Origin of the sequence: Brachybacterium nesterenkovii (genome assembly GCF_900163655.1) — a bacterium.
Classification (GTDB): Bacteria; Actinomycetota; Actinomycetes; order Actinomycetales; family Dermabacteraceae; genus Brachybacterium; species Brachybacterium nesterenkovii.
Map to the genome: position 1 here is coordinate 1 of NZ_FWFG01000107.1, position 18023 is coordinate 18023.

14 protein-coding genes and 1 riboswitch are annotated in these 18023 nt (G+C 74.5%); of the genes, 9 read left to right on the forward strand and 5 right to left on the reverse strand.

Going from position 1 to position 18023, the window contains the following annotated elements; genetic code table 11:
* The first annotated feature begins 22 nt into the window (after window positions 1-22).
* The 4 genes from FM110_RS12045 to FM110_RS14965 all read left to right on the forward strand — a co-directional run bounded on the left by FM110_RS12045 (window position 23) and on the right by FM110_RS14965 (window position 5964).
* Window positions 23-2014, forward strand: a complete 1992-nt coding sequence (locus FM110_RS12045) for a M13 family metallopeptidase (protein ID WP_087104995.1) — start codon at window positions 23-25, stop codon at window positions 2012-2014.
* Window positions 2015-2119: 105 nt separating this feature from the next.
* Window positions 2120-2224, forward strand: a riboswitch (TPP riboswitch).
* Between the two features lie 74 nt (window positions 2225-2298).
* Window positions 2299-2976: an ECF transporter S component gene (locus FM110_RS12050; protein WP_087104996.1), complete on the forward strand. Its 678-nt coding sequence runs from the start codon at window positions 2299-2301 to the stop codon at window positions 2974-2976.
* A 38-nt stretch (window positions 2977-3014) separates the two neighbouring features.
* On the forward strand, window positions 3015-5291 hold the full coding sequence (locus FM110_RS12055) for an ATP-binding cassette domain-containing protein (protein WP_234992438.1): 2277 nt from the start codon (window positions 3015-3017) through the stop codon (window positions 5289-5291).
* Between the two features lie 43 nt (window positions 5292-5334).
* Complete coding sequence (locus FM110_RS14965) at window positions 5335-5964, forward strand: ankyrin repeat domain-containing protein (protein WP_087104997.1); 630 nt, start codon at window positions 5335-5337, stop codon at window positions 5962-5964.
* A gap of 88 nt (window positions 5965-6052) precedes the next feature.
* Here FM110_RS14965 and FM110_RS12065 read toward each other — a convergent pair whose 3' ends face one another.
* The gene (locus FM110_RS12065) at window positions 6053-6553 is read right to left on the reverse strand and encodes a GNAT family N-acetyltransferase (protein ID WP_234992444.1); all 501 of its coding nucleotides are present in this window, start codon (window positions 6551-6553) and stop codon (window positions 6053-6055) included.
* Window positions 6554-7063: 510 nt separating this feature from the next.
* On the opposite strand from FM110_RS12065, the gene FM110_RS12070 reads away from it, so the two are divergent.
* Both FM110_RS12070 and codB read left to right on the forward strand, forming a co-directional pair.
* Window positions 7064-7579: a nucleoside deaminase gene (locus tag FM110_RS12070; RefSeq protein WP_087104999.1), complete on the forward strand. Its 516-nt coding sequence runs from the start codon at window positions 7064-7066 to the stop codon at window positions 7577-7579.
* Complete coding sequence (codB, locus tag FM110_RS12075; protein ID WP_087105000.1) at window positions 7576-8901, forward strand: cytosine permease; 1326 nt, start codon at window positions 7576-7578, stop codon at window positions 8899-8901. Before FM110_RS12070 ends, codB begins: the two co-directional genes overlap by 4 nt.
* A 117-nt stretch (window positions 8902-9018) precedes the next feature.
* Here the strand turns inward: codB and FM110_RS12080 are convergent, their stop codons facing one another.
* The 3 genes from FM110_RS12080 to FM110_RS12090 all read right to left on the reverse strand — a co-directional run bounded on the left by FM110_RS12080 (window position 9019) and on the right by FM110_RS12090 (window position 11465).
* Window positions 9019-10062 carry an Fpg/Nei family DNA glycosylase gene (locus FM110_RS12080; RefSeq protein WP_087105001.1) on the reverse strand — a complete coding sequence of 348 codons (1044 nt, stop codon included), beginning with the start codon at window positions 10060-10062 and terminating at the stop codon, window positions 9019-9021.
* Window positions 10063-10206: 144 nt separating this feature from the next.
* Window positions 10207-10683: a ribose-5-phosphate isomerase gene (locus FM110_RS12085; protein WP_087105002.1), complete on the reverse strand. Its 477-nt coding sequence runs from the start codon at window positions 10681-10683 to the stop codon at window positions 10207-10209.
* Between the two features lie 125 nt (window positions 10684-10808).
* Window positions 10809-11465: a mycothiol-dependent nitroreductase Rv2466c family protein gene (locus tag FM110_RS12090; RefSeq protein WP_159458080.1), complete on the reverse strand. Its 657-nt coding sequence runs from the start codon at window positions 11463-11465 to the stop codon at window positions 10809-10811.
* A gap of 84 nt (window positions 11466-11549) precedes the next feature.
* Between FM110_RS12090 and FM110_RS12095 the strand changes: the two genes are divergently transcribed.
* Together FM110_RS12095 and FM110_RS12100 are read left to right on the forward strand one after the other, a co-directional pair.
* The gene (locus FM110_RS12095) at window positions 11550-13346 is read left to right on the forward strand and encodes an ABC transporter transmembrane domain-containing protein (protein ID WP_234992445.1); all 1797 of its coding nucleotides are present in this window, start codon (window positions 11550-11552) and stop codon (window positions 13344-13346) included.
* Complete coding sequence (locus FM110_RS12100) at window positions 13343-15226, forward strand: ABC transporter ATP-binding protein (RefSeq protein WP_087105003.1); 1884 nt, start codon at window positions 13343-13345, stop codon at window positions 15224-15226. The genes FM110_RS12095 and FM110_RS12100 overlap by 4 nt, the downstream gene beginning before the upstream one ends.
* 26 nt (window positions 15227-15252) lie before the next feature.
* Here FM110_RS12100 and FM110_RS13940 read toward each other — a convergent pair whose 3' ends face one another.
* Complete coding sequence (locus FM110_RS13940) at window positions 15253-16467, reverse strand: hypothetical protein (protein ID WP_143276388.1); 1215 nt, start codon at window positions 16465-16467, stop codon at window positions 15253-15255.
* 171 nt (window positions 16468-16638) lie between these two features.
* On the opposite strand from FM110_RS13940, the gene FM110_RS13945 reads away from it, so the two are divergent.
* Window positions 16639-18018 (forward strand): serine/threonine-protein kinase, encoded by a 1380-nt coding sequence (locus FM110_RS13945; protein WP_159458081.1) that lies wholly within the window; start codon window positions 16639-16641, stop codon window positions 18016-18018.
* Window positions 18019-18023 lie beyond the last annotated feature (5 nt).

Sequence of the window (18023 nt, forward strand, 5' to 3'; positions counted from 1 at the left end):
CGCCCCTCTCGAAAGGCCCCCCATGACCGTCTCCCCCATCGCCGCCGGCGTCGACCGCTCGCAGGTGGACCCCGCCGTCCGCCTCCAGGACGACCTCTTCGGCCACGTCAACGGCGCCTGGCTACGCGACCATCAGATCCCCGGGGACCGCTCGAGCGACGGCGAGTTCCGCCGCCTCCGCGACCTCTCCGAGGAGCGCGTGCGCGAAATCGTCGAGGAGGCGGCCGCCGCCGACGCCGAGCCCGGCACCCCGCAGGCGCGCATCGGCGCCCTGTACCGCGCGTTCATGGACACCGAGCGGATCGAGGCCGCCGGCATCGAGCCGCTGCGCCCGCTGCTCGCCGAGGTCGCCGCCGCACCGGACCTCTCCGCCGTCGTGCGCCTCATGGCGCGCCCCGACTCCGGCGCCTCCGCGGTCCTCGCCTACGTGTGGACCGACGACCACGATCCCGACCGCTACCAGGTGCGCCTGCACCAGGGCGGCCTGGGCCTGCCCGACGAGTCCTACTACCGCGAGGAGGCCTACGGCGAGATCCGGGAGGCCTACGAGAAGCACCTCGCGCGCCTGTCCTCCCTCGCGCGCCTCGCCGAGCTCGAGGGCCTCGTCGCGGGCGACGACGACGCCCGGGCGCGCGCCGTCCTGGACTTCGAGACCCGCCTGGCCCAGGCGCACGTGGACGTCGTGCGGCTGCGCGACGCCGAGAAGTCCTCCAACCCGATGGATCGCGCCGCCCTGGACGCCGCGGCCCCCGGGCTGGACTGGGACGCCTACATCGAGGGCACCGGCGCCGACGCCGCCCTGTTCGCCACCGTCAACGTCGGCCAGCCCGAGTTCCTCGAGAAGGCGGGCCCGCTGCTCGCCGCCGAGCCCCTCGAGACGCTGCGCACCTGGCTGGCGATCCGCACGGTCTCCGCGTACGCGCCGTACCTGTCCTCGGACCTCGTCGAGGCCGAGTTCGACTTCACCGGGCGCGTGCTCTCCGGCGCCGAGGAGCTGCGCGAGCGCTGGAAGCGCGGCGTCGCCTTCGTCGAGGGCGTCGTCGGCTTCGACGTCGGCCGCAGCTACGTCGAGCGCCACTTCCCGCCCACCCACAAGGAGCGCATGGACGAGCTGGTCGCCGCGCTGCTGGACGCCTACCGCGCCTCGATCTCCGAGCTCGACTGGATGACCCCGGCCACCCGCGCCAAGGCCCTCGAGAAGCTCGAGAAGTTCACGCCCAAGGTCGGCTACCCGGAGCAGTGGCGCGAGTACGAAGGCCTCGAGATCGACGAGACCGACCTCGTGGCGAGCGTGCGCGCCTCCCGCCTGCACGACGCCGCCCACGAGTTCGCCAAGGCCGCCGGCCCTGTCGACCGCGGCGAGTGGCACATGACCCCGCAGACCGTCAACGCGTACTACAACCCGGGCGCCAACGAGATCGTGTTCCCCGCCGCGATCCTGCAGCCGCCGTTCTTCGACGCGGAGGCCGAGGACGCCGTCAACTTCGGCGGCATCGGCGCGGTCATCGGCCACGAGATCGGCCACGGCTTCGACGACCAGGGCTCCAAGTACGACGGCGACGGCGCGCTGCGCTCGTGGTGGACCGCCGAGGACCGCGAGGAGTTCGAGCGCCGCACGGGCGCGCTCATCGCCCAGTTCTCCCAGCTGTCCCCGCGCGAGCTCGATGATACCCACCGCGTCTCCGGGGGCCTGACGATCGGCGAGAACATCGGCGACCTGGGCGGCCTGTCGATCGCCGTGGCCGCCTACCTCGCCCGCTTCGCCGACTCCGAGCCCCCGGTGATCGAGGGCATGACGGGCCTGCAGCGCCTCTTCTGGTCCTGGGCCACCGTGTGGCGCGGCAAGAACCGCCCCCAGGAGTCCGTGCGGCGCCTGGCCACCGACCCGCACTCCCCCGCCGAGTTCCGCTGCAACATGCCGCCGCGCCACATCGACGCCTTCTACGAGGCCTTCGACGTGCGCGACGGCGACGCCATGTTCCTGCCGCCGACGGAGCGCGTGCGCATCTGGTGACCCGCCGGAGGCCACGTCGCAGCAGTGACCCAGGTCGCACCGGGCCCCGCGCCCGGTGCGACCGCATCGCATCGGCGCCTGCCTGCGGGTAGGCTCGCGGGCGTCATCCACTGACAGGGGAGCACCACGGGGTGCTGAGAGTGCGCACAGGCGCAGACCCTCGAACCTGATCCGGTCAATACCGGCGGAGGGAGTCGGGACATCTCTCGTGGCGTGCCGTCGCGGCAGGGCTCTGCCCGCGCGAGGGGACGCCACGACCCTTCCATCGACGGAAGGAGCTCACGATGACGCAGCACGACAGTGCGACGACCCGAGGGGCCGCCCCGGGTACGGGCACGGCCCCCGGGGCAGCCGACGGCGCGACGACCGCGCCCCCGCGGCGCACCTGGCGGACGATCGACCTGCTGGTCACAGTCACGATCGGCGTGGCCATGGGCGTCGTGTTCCTCGGCCTCAGCTACGCCTACTACCCGATCGAGCCGCTGACGGCCGCCTTCGCCCCGGCCTCCGGCCTGCTGGCCGGGCTGTGGTTCCTGCCCGCGATCCTGGCCGGGCTCATCGTCCGCAAGCCCGGCGCAGCTCTGCTCGCGGAGCTCATCGCCGCCTTCGTCGAGATGATGCTCGGCGGGCAGTGGGGCTGGACCACCATGATCTCGGGGCTCGCCCAGGGCCTCGGCGTCGAGCTCGGACTCGCCCTGTTCGCCTACCGTCGCTCCGGCGTCCTCGCCCTCGCCGTGGCCGGGGCCTGCGCCAGCGCGATCGAGTGGGTCTACGAGGCCTTCGGCACGAGCGCCATGGAGTGGGCGATGGACTGGAAGCTGGCGTACCTGGCGATCATGGTCGTCTCGGGCGTCGTGCTGTCGCCGCTCCTCTGCCTGCCGCTGGCCCGCCTGCTGGCCCGCACCGGCGTGCTCGACGCCTTCCCGATCGGCCGCGAGAGGGCCGCGCGGGAGCTCGTGTGACCGCGGCGCCGCCCGACGGCGCGCCCGTGGAGTCGCCCGTGGAGTCGCCCGCTGGTGCGCACCCGGCGTCGTCTGCCGATGGACGCACGGCGTCGCCTGACAGCGCACACGCGGAGTCGCCTGACAGCGCACACGCGGTCGCGCCTGCCGATCGTGCGCCGGGCGCCCTCGAGCTGGTCGATGTCACGTGGCGTCCCGTCGGGCGGCGCCTCCCCACGATCGACGGCCTCAGCCTGCGCCTCGAGCCCGGGACGACGACCCTGCTCGCCGGCGCGAGCGGCTCGGGCAAGTCGACGGTGCTGCTGGCGCTCGCGGGCCTGCTGGACCCGCAGGCCGGGGAGCTCTCCGGATCGATCACGGGGCCGGATCTGAGGCCGCTCGTGCTGCAGCAGCCGGAGGACTCCGTGGTCGCCTCCACCGTCGCCCGCGACATCGCCTTCGGGCCGGAGAACCTGGCCCTCCCCCGGGCCGGAATCCATGCCCGCATAGGCGAGGTCCACGGGGCCCTGGTCCCCGACGTCCCGCTCGCGGCGGGCACCTTCGAGACCTCCGGCGGGCAGCTGCAGCGGGTGTCGCTCGCGGGCGCCCTGGCGCTGGGCGCGGACGTCCTCCTGCTCGATGAGCCCGTCGCGATGCTCGATGCGGAGAGCGCCCGCGCCGTCCGCGCCGAGGTCGCCGCCGCCGCGCCGGGCCGCACCCTCGTGATCGCCGAGCACCACCTCGGCCCGTGGCTGGACCTAGCCGACCGGCTGATCGTGCTGGGCCCCCGGGCCCGGATCATCGCCGACGGGCCCCCGCACGAGGTGCTCGCCCGGGACGCCGCGGCGATCGAGGCGGCGGGCCTGCGGATCGACGCGGACGCCGTGCCGGCACCGGCGAGTGACGTGGCCGCTCCTGCGGGCGCGATGCCGGACAGCACGCGGGGCGTTCCTTCGGGCGCCACGCCAGCCGGTGACCGGGACGCTCCTGCGCGCACCGATGGCGGACCGCCCGTCCTCGTGCTCGACGACGTCGCCCTCGCCCACCCCGACGGGTCCGGCCGGGCGCTGCACGAGGGGCTGACGCTCGCGGCGCGCCCGGGCGAGCTGATCGCGCTGACCGGCCCCAGCGGCGCGGGCAAGACGACGCTCCTGCGCGCCGTCCTCGGCCTGGACGACGTGCTCGCAGGGACGATCGCGCGCCCCGCCGCCGAGGCCATCGCGTGGGTCCCGCAGAACCCGGAGCACTCCTTCGTCGCCGCGACCGTGCGCGAGGAGGTGCTCGCCTCCCCCTGGGCGACGGACCCGCAGCTCGGCGAGGAGCTCCTGGAGTCCACGGACCTCGCGGCGCTGGCCGGGGCGAGCCCCTTCGCGCTCTCGGGAGGGGAGCAGCGGCGCCTCGCGGTCGCCGCGGCGCTCGCGACCCGTCCGTCCCTGCTCGTGCTGGACGAGCCCACCGGAGGCCTGGATGCGCCCCGCCGCGACGCGGTCCTCGCGCTCGTGGACGCCGCGCGCGCCGAGGGCTGCGCGGTCCTCGTCTCCACCCATGACGAGCACCTGGCCGAGCGCGCCGATCAGCGCCTCGACCTCGAGCGCGGACCCGCCCCGCGGCCGGCCCGGACGCGGCGACGGCGAGCGCCGTCGGAGCGGATGAACCAGCTGACGATGCTGCTCATCGGCCTGCTCGCGATGATCGGCTCCTTCGCGATCGACTCCCCGCGCACGGGACTCGCCGTCTTCGTGCCGATCCTGGCGCTGGCGCCGCTGGCGATCGGCTCGTGGCGGGCGGCCCTGGTCCGGGCGCTGCCGACCGCCCTCGCGATGGCGACGGTCGCCTGGTCGGTCGTGCTGCTGTCGGGCCACGGGATCACGAACCCCGTCGGCTGGACGCTCGGTGCGAAGGAGGCGCTGCGCATCGGGGCTCTCGTCCTGCCCGGGGCCCTCCTGCTCGGCGGTCTCGACGCGCCGCGCCTCGGGGACGCGCTGGGGCAGATCGCTCGCCTTCCCGCCCGGCTCGTCGTGGGCATCATGGCCGGGCTGTCGCAGCTCGAGACGCTGCGGAGGACCTGGCGGATCCTCATGGAGGCCCGTGCCCTCCGCGGACTGGCGCCGCGGTGGTCGCTGTCGCCGTACGCCTCGGCGACCGTGGCGATGCTGGTGACGTCACTGCGCTCGGCCGCGGTGCGCTCGAGCGCGATGGATGCCCGGGGCTTCACCCATGCGCACCGGCGCACCTGGGCCGAGCCGAGCACGCTCGGGCCCGCCGACGCCCTCGGGCTGCTGGTCGGAGCAGTGCTGCTGGTGTGGCCGTGGGTCGCGCGGGCCTGGCTGGGCTGATGCTCGGCTGATGCCTGGGCCCTGTCCGTCCTAGCCTGGGGGCATGACCTCTTCGACCCCGCAGCCCGAGAACGCCCCGCCCGCCGCCCCTGTGTCCGACGGCCCTGTGCCCGACGGTCTTGTAGCCGACGGTCTTGTGGCCGACGGCCCAGTGGTCGGCTCCCCTGACGCCGACGCCTCTGACGCCGCTCCGGCGGTCGGCTCCCCCGCAGCCGACGGCCCCGACGCCGAGACCCTCCACGTCGCCGCCCCTGCGGCTGATGCCCCTGATGTCGACGGCCCCGACGCCCAGACCCTCGACCTGGCCCGCTCCCTGTTCGACGCCTGCCGCGCCGGGAACGCCGACGGGGTGCTCCCCTACGTCGACGCGGGCGCGCCTGCTTCGCTGCGGGACGCCGAGGGCAACTCGCTGCTGATGCTGGCCGCCTACCACGGCCACGCGCAGCTGGTCACCGAGCTCGCGCGCCGCGGCGCGGACGTCGACGCCCTCAACGACCGCGGGCAGTCGCCGCTGGCCGGCGCCGCGTTCAAGGGCTTCACCGAGGTGGCCGATGCCCTCCTGGCCGCCGGCGCCGATCCGGACCTCGGCACGCCCAGCGCCCGCGACACCGCCGCCTACTTCCAGCGCGCGGACATCGCCGCGGCGATCGAGGCGGCCGCGCCCCGCGCCTGACGGCCCCAGCGCGACGTTCTGGTCACTCGTTGCCGTTAACAGGCACGGATAGCGGCCGCTTCTGACCAGAACTCGCAGCCGTGACGGCTCAGACTCCTGCCGGACGCACCATCGGCACGTGCGGGATCCCCGCCTCCAGGAACTCCCCACCGACGGTCCGGTATCCCATCGAGGCGTACCAGTCCTCGAGGTGGGCCTGGGCGTCGATGTGCACGTCCAGCTCGGGCGCGAGCTCGGCGCAGACGTCGAGCGCGGCCAGCATCGTGCGGCGCCCCAGCCCGTCGCGGCGATGGTCGGCGCGCACCACCAGGCGGCCGATGCGCATCGCCCCGTCGTCCACGAGCACGCGGGCCTGGGCCACCACCTCCCCCGCGGCGTCCTCGAACCACACCAGACGGGTGCCATCCTCCAGCTCCCGGCCGTCGAGGTCCGCGTCGGTCGCGCCCTGCTCGATGCAGAACACGGCCTCGCGCAGCGCGGCGATCCGGTAGAAGGTCGGGGCGTCGAGCTCGGCCAGAAGGGCGACGCGCAGCGTCCAGGGCTCCGTCCCCGCGGCCGCAGGGGCGGCCGCGGCGCCCGGCTCAGGCACGCTCGGCACAGGGGTGCCCGCCGCAGCGGCACTCGGCCTGGGGGCGTTCGGCACTGGGGTATTCGGCACAGGGGCGTTCATCTCAGGCACCCGGTCAGGGTACTGGGCCCCGTCCGGAGCCGGCCGCCCCTTCCATGACCGGCTCGGCGACCCCGTGCATCAGGGCGCGGTGGGCAGCAGCGCACGAATACGCACCGATAGGTCCGTATACGGCCTGAGTGCGCGCATACGTGCGGTACTTCCCATGGAGGCCGGCGACCAGCGTCTATGCACACCCGCAGCCTCGCCCCCGTCCGCCGCGCGCTCCCGCCTCGGCCCAGCTTCCGAACCACCGCAGCCCCGCCCCATCCCGCCGTGACCACCGTCCCGGCCGACCGGACGAAGCGGGCGTAGACTCCTGCCCGGCCAGGGCCCGTGAGCCCGCCACGGCCATGCACCGCCCGCGAGGCGGCGCGCACATCACCCATACCGACGCTTCGTCACGTTCCTACAGAGAGAGGAATACGAGCCATGAGCTGGTCCCCGACACCCGAGGACGACCGCCGCTTCCTGGACCTCGCCATCGAGCAGGCCCGCACCGGATGGGAGGAGGGCGGCATCCCGATCGGCGCCGTCCTCGTCCACGACGGCGAGGTCCTCGCCGCCGGTCGCAACCGCCGCATCCAGCAGGGCAGCGCGATCCTGCACGGCGAGACGGACGCCATCGAGCGCGCGGGACGCCTGCGCGCGAGCGTCTACCGCGAGTCCGTCCTCTACACGACGCTGTCCCCGTGCCTCATGTGCGCCGGCACCGCCCTGATGTACGAGATCCCCCGCATCGTGATCGGCGAGAACCGCACCTTCGAGCAGTCCGAGGAGCTCCTTGCCTCGCGCGGGGTGCGCCTCGACGTGGTCGACGACCCCGAGTGCATCGCGCTGATGGAGCGGATGATCGCCGAGAAGCCTGAGCTGTGGAGCGAGGACATCGGCGTCGAGGCCGATGAGATCTCCGCGCAGACCGCGCCCTCCCCCGCCGCCGTCCGATGAGCTTCCCTACCGCGACCCCGTCGACGATCGACGGGGCGGTCGACGACGCCGTCATCGACCCCGACTTCCCGCTCACCCCGGTTCCCGCATCCCATCGACGCTCGTTCTGGTCGATCGCGATCGTCCTGCTCGGCTTCACCGTCTTCGCCCCCACCCTCATGGCGGGCGCGACCATCGGCGCGGCCTTCCCGTTCGCCGAGTTCCTCGTCGTCCTGGCCGTCGGCTCGCTCGTCCTCGGCGCCTACGTGGCCGCGATCGGCTACCTCGGCGCCCGCACCGGCCTGACCACCGTGGTCATGTCCCGCTACGCCTTCGGCACCCAGGGCTCGAAGTTCGCCTCGATCCTGCTGGGCGGCACCCAGGTGGGCTGGTACGGCGTGGCTGTCGGCTCCATCGGCGCGATGACCGCACAGGCCCTCGGATGGGAGGGGCCGATCGCCCCGGCGCTCGTGATGATCGCTGTGTCCGCGCTCATGATGCTCACCGCCCTGTACGGCTACGAGGGCATGTTCTGGGTCAGCGCGATCTCCACCCCGCTGATCCTCATCCTCGCCTTCTGGCTGACCGGGGAGGGGCTGGCGGAGGTCGGCGGCATCTCGGGACTGCTGCAGATCCGGCCGACCGCGACGATGACCTGGGCCGCCGCCGTGACCACAGTCGTGGGCACCTTCGCCTCGGCGGGCTCGCAGGCGGCGAACTGGACGCGCTTCGCCCGCACGGGGCGCCACGCGGTCGCGGCCTGCGTGGTGGGCTTCGTGATCGGCAACGGCCTGATGATCTTCTTCGGCGCCGTCGCGGCCCTCGCCTTCGGGGAGGGCGACTTCACGACCCTGCTGGTGCAGATGGGGATGATCGGCTGGGGCCTGTTCTTCCTCTTCGGGAACCTGTGGAAGTCCAACGCCGACGCGGCCTACGCGTTCGGCGTCGCGGGCGCGGAGCTCGCGAACGCCCGCACCAAGGGCCCGTTCGTGATCGGCGGCGCCGTGATCGGCACGATCCTCGCGATCACCGGGGTGCACGAGCACATCGTGGGCTACCTGAGCCTGCTGGGCGTGCTGATCCCGCCGCTGGGCGGGGTGCTGATCGGCGACTGGATCGCCCGCTGGCGCGCGGGGCAGCCGCCGCTCGCGTCGCTCACCGAGCGCTGGCGCTGGCAGGCGTTCGTCCCCTACGCGGCCGGGGCTCTGGTGGCCTGGGTGTCCAACGCCAACGGCTGGGGCGTCGCCCCGCTGCAGGGGATCCTCGTGGCCCTCGTGCTCGCGTGGGCGCTGGCCCCGCGGGGCGCGGCACGGCGCGGCACCGACCGTGCTGGAGGGCGCTGATCCCCGGCCGCATGGTCAGAGCGGGCGCTGTTCGCACCGATAGGCCGATGTAGCGCCTATGCGCACGAATAGCGCCCGCTCTGACACAGCCGCTGATGGCTCCCGGGCCGCCGCGCCTCAGTCCGCGTACGCCCAGGCCGACGCGTCGTGCTCCCTGCTCCAGGGGGCGCGGCGCGTCCGGACGCTCTGGCACCGCGGGCACCAGAACACGGTGCGGCCGGCGACGTCGGCCGAGCGCACGATCGTCCCGCACAGGCGGCACGGCAGCGTGTGGCGGTGGTACACGTAGAACGACTTCTCGCGCGGGACGACGCCGGGGTCCTCGTCGCCGTTCTGCCGGGTCCCGCGGGAGCGCTCGATGATCCGCGCCTCGATGTCGCGGTGCTCGGGCTCCGTGGTGACGATCCGCCCGGTGCGCGCGCCGTAGGCCAGCAGCGGCACGAGGTCCTCCCAGATGCCCTCGACCATCCCGCGGCTCAGGTCCCTGCCGGGCACGAACGGGTCCAACCGCGCCCGGAACAGGGCCTCGGCGCGGTAGATGTTGCCCACCCCGGCGATGACGTCCTGGTTCATGAGCAGGGCGCCGATGCCGGTGCGGGAGCGCCGGACGCGGTCGAATAAGCGCTCGGGATCGGCGTCCGCGCGCAACGGATCCGGGCCCAGCCGCGCCAGGAGCGCGGCTCTCTGCTCGGCGTCGTAGACCTCGCAGGCGGTCGGGCCGGTGAGGTCGGCGAGCCCGTGGGCGCCGGTGATGCGCAGGCGCACGGTCTCGCGCGGCACGATGCGCCGCCAGTCCCCCGCCTCCGCGTCCCCGTCGTCCACGGCGTGCTCGGTCTCGCCGACGCGGCGGCGCGGGGCGCCGATCGCGTGCGCCGCCGCGAAGCCCTCATCGCCCGCGAAGGTCCACGAGCCGTAGAGCCCCAGGTGGACGTGCACGAACGACACGGCGGGCGATCCCGCGAGCGGGTCGAGGTTCGCCTCCGGGCCCAGCGCCAGCAGCAGGTGCTTGCCGACGGCCTCGACGTCCAGGAGCACCTGGCCGTCCAGGCGCCGCGCCTCCGTCTCGAAGCGCCCCTGGGGGCTGCTCAGGCGGACGCGCTGCCCCGCGAAACCGGCGTCGAAAGCCGCTGCGAGGCGGTGGATCGTGTGGCCCTCAGGCATGCCGGGCCCCGTCCGCGCACACGGCCGAGGCTCCGCGCCCGCCTCTGTCCGGGCCCGCGTCGCCGCGGCCGCAGCGCGCTCGGCTCACGCCTGCGCCGGCGCCGCGACTCGCACCGGCGCTGCTATTCACGCCTGCAACGCGACTCACGCCTGCGCGGGCGCTGGATCGTACCCGCCGGTCGCCTCGTAGAGAGCCACGAGGTCGATGCGCCGCTGGTGGCGCTCCTCGCCGCTGAAAGGCGTCGCGAGGAACACGTCGATGAGGTGCTCGAGCTCGGCCTCGGTGTGCTGACGGGCGCCGACGGAGATCACGTTGGCGTCGTTGTGCTCGCGGGCGAGCTTCGCGATGTCCTCGTTCCAGACCAGCGCCGCGCGCACCCCGGCGACCTTGTTCGCCGCGATCTGCTCACCGTTGCCGGAGCCGCCGATCACGATCCCCAGCGACCCGGGCTCCGCGACGACGGCTTCGCCCACCGCGGTGCAGAACGGCGGGTAGTCGTCCAGGGGGTCCTGGACGTGGGCGCCGTGGTCGGTGACGTCATGGCCCTTGGCCGTGAGCGCCTCGACGAGGCGGTTCTTGAAATCGAAGCCGGCGTGATCGGTGCCGATGTGGACGCGCATGAGATGCCTTCCGGTGGTCGGGGCGCGGGGTGCGTGTGCTGCTCCTGGCGCTGCTGCTGATGCGGGGACGGGGACGCCTCCCCGGCGCGGCGGCGTCCGGAGACGTGACGTCAGGACATGCGGCGTCAGGATAAGTCGACGCCGTTCGTCCGCGAGCGCTTGAGCTCGAAGAAGCCGGGCACGCGGGCGGCGGCCGCGAGCGCGTCGAACAGCGCGTCGGCGTCCTCGCCCTTGGGGGCGGGCGAGACGACGGGGCCGAAGTAGGCGACGCCCTCGCCGAAGGAGATGACGGGGGTGCCGACCTCGTCGCCGACCATGTCGATCACCCGCTGCTGCGCCTCGCGCAGCGCGCCGTCGAGATCCTCGGCGTCGTAGGCCTCGATCATCTCGGCGGGCAGGCCCGCGGTCGCGAGGGCGTGCTCGGTCGAGGCGCGGCGGTCGCCGGAGGCGCCCACGTGGTAGTCCTCGCCGAAGGCCGTGTAGAACGCGGCGAGCTCCGCAGGCGTGCGCTCGAGCTCGATCTTCAGGGCCACGCGGGCCGGCCCCCACGCCTCGTCCATCGAGCGGCGGTAGTCGGGGGCCAGGTCGCGGCCCTCGTTGAGCACGGCCAGCGACATGACGGAGAAACGGGCCTCGGTGTCGCGGCGGCTCGTCGCGTCGAGCAGCCAGCGGCTGGTCATCCACGCGAAGGGGCAGATCGGGTCGAAGAACAGGGTCACGGTGCTGGGGGCGGTCACGGTGCCGGTGGGGGATGCGGTGCTGGCGGGAGACGTCGTGGTCATCCGCCCATTGTGCCACCGGACACTGTGCCCGGTCCGACGGCAAAAGCGATTGCGCCCACCCGTCCGCAGCGGTTGGATCGACAGGTGCCCTTCCCCTCCCGCTCCTCCCGTGCCGACGCGCGCCGCGATGCCCGTACGGCCGCGCCGTCGGTGCTGGGCTCCGTCCTGCGCGCGAACCGTCGGATGCTGTCCTACATCCTGCCGCTGTCGGTGTTCAGCGAGGGCGTCGAGATCCTCGTGCCCATCGCGATGGGCATCGTCATCGACCGCGGGATTGTCGCCGGCAGCCTCACCGCGACGCTGCTGGGGGCGCTCGCGATCGTCGGCGTCCGCGTGGCCGGTATGTACGCGTGGATCTTCGTGTTCCTGCGCACGCAGGAAGCGCGGATGCGCGAGCGCCACCGCCTGCGCGTCACGGCGACGGCGGCCGTGCTGGACCCGCGCTCGCGACGGATCGAGCGCCCGGCCGGGGAGGTCCTGTCGATCGCGACGTCGGACGCCGACAAGGCCTCCGACGTGCTCGACATGCTCCCGTGGGCCTTCCCCGCCTCCCTCGTCGTGCTCGGCGTCGGCGTCTGGTTCCTGACGCTCGACGCCTGGCTCGGGCTCGCCCTGCTCGGCGGCATCGCCGCGCTCGTCGTGGTGATCCGCGTGGTCACCCCGGCCCTGTCGCGCCGCTACGACGCCCAGCAGTCCGAGGCCGCGGAGGCCGCCGCGACGGCCACCGACCTGGTCCAGGGGCTGCGGGTCCTTCAAGGCCTGGGCGTGCAGTCCCGCGCCCGGGCCCGCTACCGCGAGCGCTCGCGGACGGCGCTGTGCGCGGCGCTCGTCAACGCGCGCTTCTCGGGCGTCTCGAGCGGCCTGACCACACTGGTGACCGCGGTGATGCTCGCGGCCGTCGTGGTGATCTCGGCCCGCGCGGCCCTCGCCGGGACGATGACCCTGGGCACGCTCATCGCCGTCGTCGGCGTGACGCGCTCGATCATGGGCCAGCTGCAGGGCCTGTCGGGCGTCCCGGTGTGGTGGGCGTCGATGTCCACCTCCGCCCGGCGCGTGCGCGACCTCCTGGCCGACCTCGGCTGGAGCGTCGACGACGAGCGCCTGACCGAGCTCGCCGGGTCCGAGGGCGCCGAGCGCACCGCTGCCCGCCGCCCCGGCGCGGGCGGCCTGCACCTGATCGATATCCGCCACCGCACCCTGCAGGGCCTCGACGTGAGCGTCGCCGACGGCGAGATCGTCGGCCTCGCCTGCGCCTCCCCCGTCGACGCCGACGCGATCATCGCGGTGCTGGCGGGCGAGGCCCCGGGCGCTCACGTGGGGGCCCGACCGCTGGATGCCGCCGCGCGGCAGGAGCTGCGGGCCGATCTGCTCGTCGAGCCCCACACCGTGGACCTGTTCGACGGGACGCTGCGCGAGCAGCTGGGCACCCGCGTGCCCGCCCCGTCCCGCGGCGACGGCACGGAGGACACCGTCGATGCCGACGCCGGGGCGCATGCCGCCCTCCGCGCCGCCGGTGCCGAGGACCTGCTGCGGATCCTCCCCGACGGCCTGGACTCGCGGATCCTCGACCGCGGCGCGAACCTGTCCGGCGGGCAGCGCCAGCGCATCGCGCTCGCCCGCGCCGTCGCCTCCGACGTCCCCGTGCTCGTGCTGCAGGACCCGACCACCGCGGTCGACGCCGTCACGGAGCAGCGCATCGCCGAGGCGCTCATGGCGGCGCGGCGCCAGGAGGACCGGGCCACGCTCGTGCTGACCCGCGCCCCGGCGCTGCTGCGCGGCGCCGACCGGGTCGTCCACGTGCGCGACGGCCGCGTCGTCGCGGACGGCGACCACCAGGACCTCATGGCCGATGACGACTACCGGGAGATGGTGCAGCGATGAGCACGCATGCCGCGCACGATGCGCTCGGCGCCCTCGCGCTGCGCCGCGAGGACTGGACGAGGCCCGAGGAGGTCCCGGCCGCCGGCTCCCCCGCGGCCGAGGAGACCGCGCGGCGCCGCCTCGCGGAGCACGCGAGCCTGCTGCCGATCGCCGACGGTCGCGCCACGGCACGGTACATGCTCGGGCGCCTGCGGGCCCACGCCCTCGAGACCGTGCTGATGGTCCTGACGAGCACGCTCGCCGCCGTCCTCGCGGCGGTCCTGCCGCGGCTGATCGGCGACGCGGTGACCCTCGTCGGCGAGCGCGACGGGGACGCCCTGTGGGGCCTCGGCGCTCTCATCATCGGCATCGGCGCGCTGCAGGCGGTGGCCTCGGCGCTCGCCTGGGCGCAGGTGAGCGCGCTGGGCCAGAGGATCCTGGCGGAGATGCGCGAGGACGTGATCGACCGGGCGCTCGATCTGCCGGCGCAGACGATGGAGCAGGCCGGCATCGGCGACGCCCTCTCGCGCGTGGCCGACGACGTGGATGTGACGGCCCGCGCGGTCAACAACGTGGTGCCCACCCTGGTGCAGGTGTCGTTCTTCGTGGTGCTGACCTTCGTGGGGATGGTGTCGCTGTCCCCGTGGATGCTGCTGCTGGTCGCGGCGGTGGTCCCCCTGTACGTGCTGGCCGGGCGCTGGTACCTGCCGCGCTCCGGTGCCCTGTACCGCCGCGAGCGCATCGCGATGGGCGCTCGCGCCCAGGGTCTGCTGTCGGCCATTCACGGCTCGCCGACGGTCCACGCCTACGGGCTCGAGGCCCGGGAGACCGCGCACGTGGCCGTGCTCTCGCGCACCGCCGCGGTCCTCGGGATGCGCGTGATAGTGCTGGTCACGCGCGTGGTCAAGGGCATCAACGTGCCCGAGAACATCGCGATCGCGCTGTCGCTCGTGCTGGGGTACGTGCTGGTCCATAAAGCGGGCGCGTCGGTGGGCACCGTCACCGCGGCCTGCATCTACGTGACGTCGTTGCTGTGGCCGATGATGATGACGATCTTCACCCTGGACGACGTGCAGTCCGCCGCCGCCTCGCTCACCCGGATGGTCGGCGTCATCACGTCCATCGACCCTGCCGCCTCCCCCGGCGAGGAGGTCCCCCGCGACGCCTCGATCGAGCTGCATGGCGTCTCCCACGCCTACGGGGACGATGCCGAGGGCGCGGAGCGGACCGTGCTGCGGCCGCTGGACCTGCGCATCACGCCGGGCGAGACGATCGCCCTCGTCGGGGCGTCGGGCGCGGGCAAGTCGACGCTCGCGGCGATCATCGCCGGGACGCTGCTGCCGCGCCACGGCCGGGTGCTCCACGGGGGCGCGGACCTCGCGCACGCCGATCTCGAGGCCGTGCGGGCGCACGCCTCCATCGTCTCCCAGGATGTGCACGTGTTCCGCGGGACGCTCGCGAGCGATCTGCGCCTGGCGCGCGACGGGGCGAGCGAGGACGAGCTGCGGGCGGCGCTCGGTCGCGTCGGCGCGCTCGGATGGGTCGATGCTCTCCCCCTGGGCCTGGCCACCGAAGTGGGCGAGAAGGGGCACCAGCTGTCGGCGGAGCAGGCCCAGCAGGTGGCGCTCGCGCGCGTGCTGCTGCAGGATCCGCGGGTCCTGGTGATGGACGAGGCCACCGCCGATGAGGGCTCCTCGGGCGCACGCGTGCTCGAGCGGGCCGCGCTGGCGGCGGCGGAGGGGCGCACGACGGTGATCGTCGCCCATCGCCTGTCGCAGGCGCAGGAGGCCGACCGCATCCTCGTGATGGCCGACGGGCGCGTGGTCGAGGAGGGGCCGCATGCGCAGCTCGTCGCGCGCGGCGGGACCTACGCCCGGCTATGGAGCGCCTGGAGCGCCTGAGCCCGAGCACCCGATCCCGGCGGCTCTCAGCCCCGGCGACGCCGCAGCAGGTGCCGCACGGCGAGCAGGCCGAGCCCGGCGGTCAGCGCCGCGAGGGCGCCCGCCCCGGTGGTGATCCGGTACCAGGGCAGGGCCGCGAGCGGGGAGTCGCCGGTGTCGGCGCCGGCGGTCTGCGGCGTCGGCTCGGCCTGGCCGTCGACCTCGATCGTGAGGATGGCCCGCACCGGGGTGTCGTCGGGGGCGGACGGGTCCTCGGCGTACCCCGGGGCGAGCGCCAGCTGCAGGTACTGCGTCCCCGACAGCCAGGTGCTCACGATGGAGGAGTCCTCGGCGCCGATATGGCGGGCGCGCAGCGGAGCGACCGTGCCTCCGCCGCCGATGCCGCCGCGGGTCGCGGAGATGTCGTAGACGCCGCCGTCGGCGAGCGCGACCGGCATGCGCAGCGCATTGCGCTGCCGCACGCTGACCTGTCGCCCCGTGCTCGAGTCCGCATCCCCCTCGGTGACCTCGAGGCGCCAGCGCAGGCGCTGGCCCTCGGCCACGTCGACCGTCGCGTAGCGGGCGGTGCGGGCGTCGAGCTCGACGACGTGGCTGCCGAGCGCCAGGGGGACCGCGGCGCCGTAGGAGGTGCCGAGGGCCACGGGCTCGGGGCTCGGCGGATCGGCCGGTGCCGGGCCCTCGCCCTCGAGGATCTCGGCGGGGATGTCGCCGGGGGCCGCCTTGAGGGGCGGCTGGGAGGCGATGTGGAGCTCGAGCGGGGTGCTCTGGCCCTCCCCCAGCTCGCCGGTGCGCTCGACGTGCACGAACATCGGCCCGCTCGCGCATGCGTCGTCGGTGCCGAGCGGGTCCGTCACGGCCCAGGCCAGCAGCGGGAGCTCCGCGTTCGAGGTCTCGCCGATGCTGGAGTCCGAGGCGGCGGTGCACGCGCTGCCGCCGGCGTCGAGGATCTCGACGCGCACGCCCCACGTGGCGTACGAACTGGCGGAGGGCAGGGCGAGGCCGTCGGGGGCCGACAGCGTGGCCGTGGCCCAGATGCGCCGTCCGTCGGCCCCGTCGACCCGGTAGTAGGCGTTGTCACCGGGCCCGTCGAGGGCGTCGAGGTGGTCGCCGGGCGCGAGCAGCGGGGCGTCCGCGATCGCGGTGCCGCCCTCGACGGCGTCGCCGGTGGGCTCGTACCCGCGCGCCTGCGCCGGCGCCGCACCGATCGCCAGCAGCATCGCGGCCACAGCGGCACCCCCCATCGCTCGGGCACCCGCCATCGCTCGGGCACCCGCCGTGGCCAAGGCACCGGCTGTGGACCGGGCCTCCGACGTCGCCCGGATGCCCGCCGTCGTCCGTGCGCCGTGCCGTCGCACGCTCCGCATCCGTTCCCCCCGCCCGTCGCCTGCCCCTGGCCTACGATGAGCCATGTTATGGGAGACGTGATCGCAGGGCGCTTCGAGCTCATCGACGTGATCTCGAGCGGAGCCTCGGGGACGGTCTGGCGAGCCGCCGATCTGCGCCATTCCCGCGTCGTCGCCGCGAAGGTGATGCGCCAGCGGGCCTCCGTGGACCTGATGCGCTTCGCCCGCGAGAACTCGGTGCGGATCGACCATCCGCACCTCGTGGCGCCCTACGCCTTCGTCGTCGAGGACGAGTACGTCGTGATCGGCATGCCCCTCCTGCACGGCGGGACGCTCGCGCATCTGACCCATGAGCACGGCGCGCTGAGCGACGAGCTCGCCGCTCTGCTGCTCGTGCAGCTCTGCTCGGGGCTCGCGGCCGTCCACGAGCGCGGCTGGATCCACCGCGACGTCAAGCCGGCGAATCTCCTGCTGTCGGCGTCCGGCGATGCCCTGCCGCGCCTGGGCCTGGCCGACTTCGGCATCGCCGTGCATCGCGATGACCACCGGCTCACGGCCACGGGCTTCGTCAACGGCACCCCGGGCTACGTGGCGCCGGAGATCGAGCGCGGCGGGGCGATCTCCCCGGCCCAGGACATGTGGGGGGCGGGCGTGGTGGCCCTCCAGAGCGTCGCCCCGCAGGTCGCCGTCGGACCCGCCGGCGCCCATGCCGCGGAGGTGCAGACGGCGCTCGGCGGGATCCGCCCGGAGCTCGCGCACGCGATCACGGCGCTGCTGGCCGCCGATCCCGCGCAGCGTCCCTCCGCGCAGGCGATCGTCGACGGGCTCTCCCCGTTCGCGGCGAGCGCCGCCATGCGCACGCGCGACGGCAATCCCCTGCACCTGGCCGATCGGCTGCCGCCGCTGCCGGAGGCATCGCGCTGGCGCGACACCGACGAGCTGGCACCCGGCGCGCCCGAGCTCGCCGGCACCGACGTCCTCGGCCGTGCGCGCACCCTCCCGGAGCGTCCCGCCGCCGCAGCCCCGTCGCCGGCCCTCCCCTCGCCCGCCGCGGCCTCGGCGGCCTCCTCTGCCCCGGGGTTCGCCTCCCCCGCTCCGGCATCGGCCCCGCCTCCCGCACAGCAGGCGGCTCCTCTCCACCCCTCCCCCTCGCCGTGGCCGGATGATGACCCGACCGTGTCGACCGCGGCGCGCAGCAATCCCCGTCCGCGACGCCGCGGCCGGGGCCTGGGGATCCTCGGCGCCCTCGCGCTCGTGGCCGCCGCGGTGCTGACGGCGCTCGCGGTCATCGGCCCGCTGGGCGGCGGCGACCGCCCCGTCGACGAGGGGCTGCGGGCGGGGACCACCTGCACGTTCGCCGAGGAGAACCGCACCGCCCGGGCGGAGGACGGGACGCCCGTGCGCTGCACCGTCCAGGACGACGGCGGCTACCGCTGGGAGCGCGGCTGAGCGCA

Bases quoted from the DNA above. Each gene is read 5' to 3' on its own strand.
- FM110_RS12045 (WP_087104995.1), top strand. From the start codon at position 23: ATGACCGTCTCCCCCATCGCCGCCGGCGTCGACCGCTCGCAGGTGGAC.
- FM110_RS12050 (WP_087104996.1), top strand. From the start codon at position 2,299: ATGACGCAGCACGACAGTGCGACGACCCGAGGGGCCGCCCCGGGTACG.
- FM110_RS14965 (WP_087104997.1), top strand. From the start codon at position 5,335: ATGACCTCTTCGACCCCGCAGCCCGAGAACGCCCCGCCCGCCGCCCCT.
- FM110_RS12070 (WP_087104999.1), top strand. From the start codon at position 7,064: ATGAGCTGGTCCCCGACACCCGAGGACGACCGCCGCTTCCTGGACCTC.
- codB (WP_087105000.1), top strand. From the start codon at position 7,576: ATGAGCTTCCCTACCGCGACCCCGTCGACGATCGACGGGGCGGTCGAC.
- FM110_RS12080 (WP_087105001.1), bottom strand. From the start codon at position 10,062: ATGCCTGAGGGCCACACGATCCACCGCCTCGCAGCGGCTTTCGACGCC.
- FM110_RS12085 (WP_087105002.1), bottom strand. From the start codon at position 10,683: ATGCGCGTCCACATCGGCACCGATCACGCCGGCTTCGATTTCAAGAAC.
- FM110_RS12090 (WP_159458080.1), bottom strand. From the start codon at position 11,465: ATGACCACGACGTCTCCCGCCAGCACCGCATCCCCCACCGGCACCGTG.
- FM110_RS12100 (WP_087105003.1), top strand. From the start codon at position 13,343: ATGAGCACGCATGCCGCGCACGATGCGCTCGGCGCCCTCGCGCTGCGC.
- FM110_RS13940 (WP_143276388.1), bottom strand. From the start codon at position 16,467: ATGGGGGGTGCCGCTGTGGCCGCGATGCTGCTGGCGATCGGTGCGGCG.
- FM110_RS13945 (WP_159458081.1), top strand. From the start codon at position 16,639: ATGGGAGACGTGATCGCAGGGCGCTTCGAGCTCATCGACGTGATCTCG.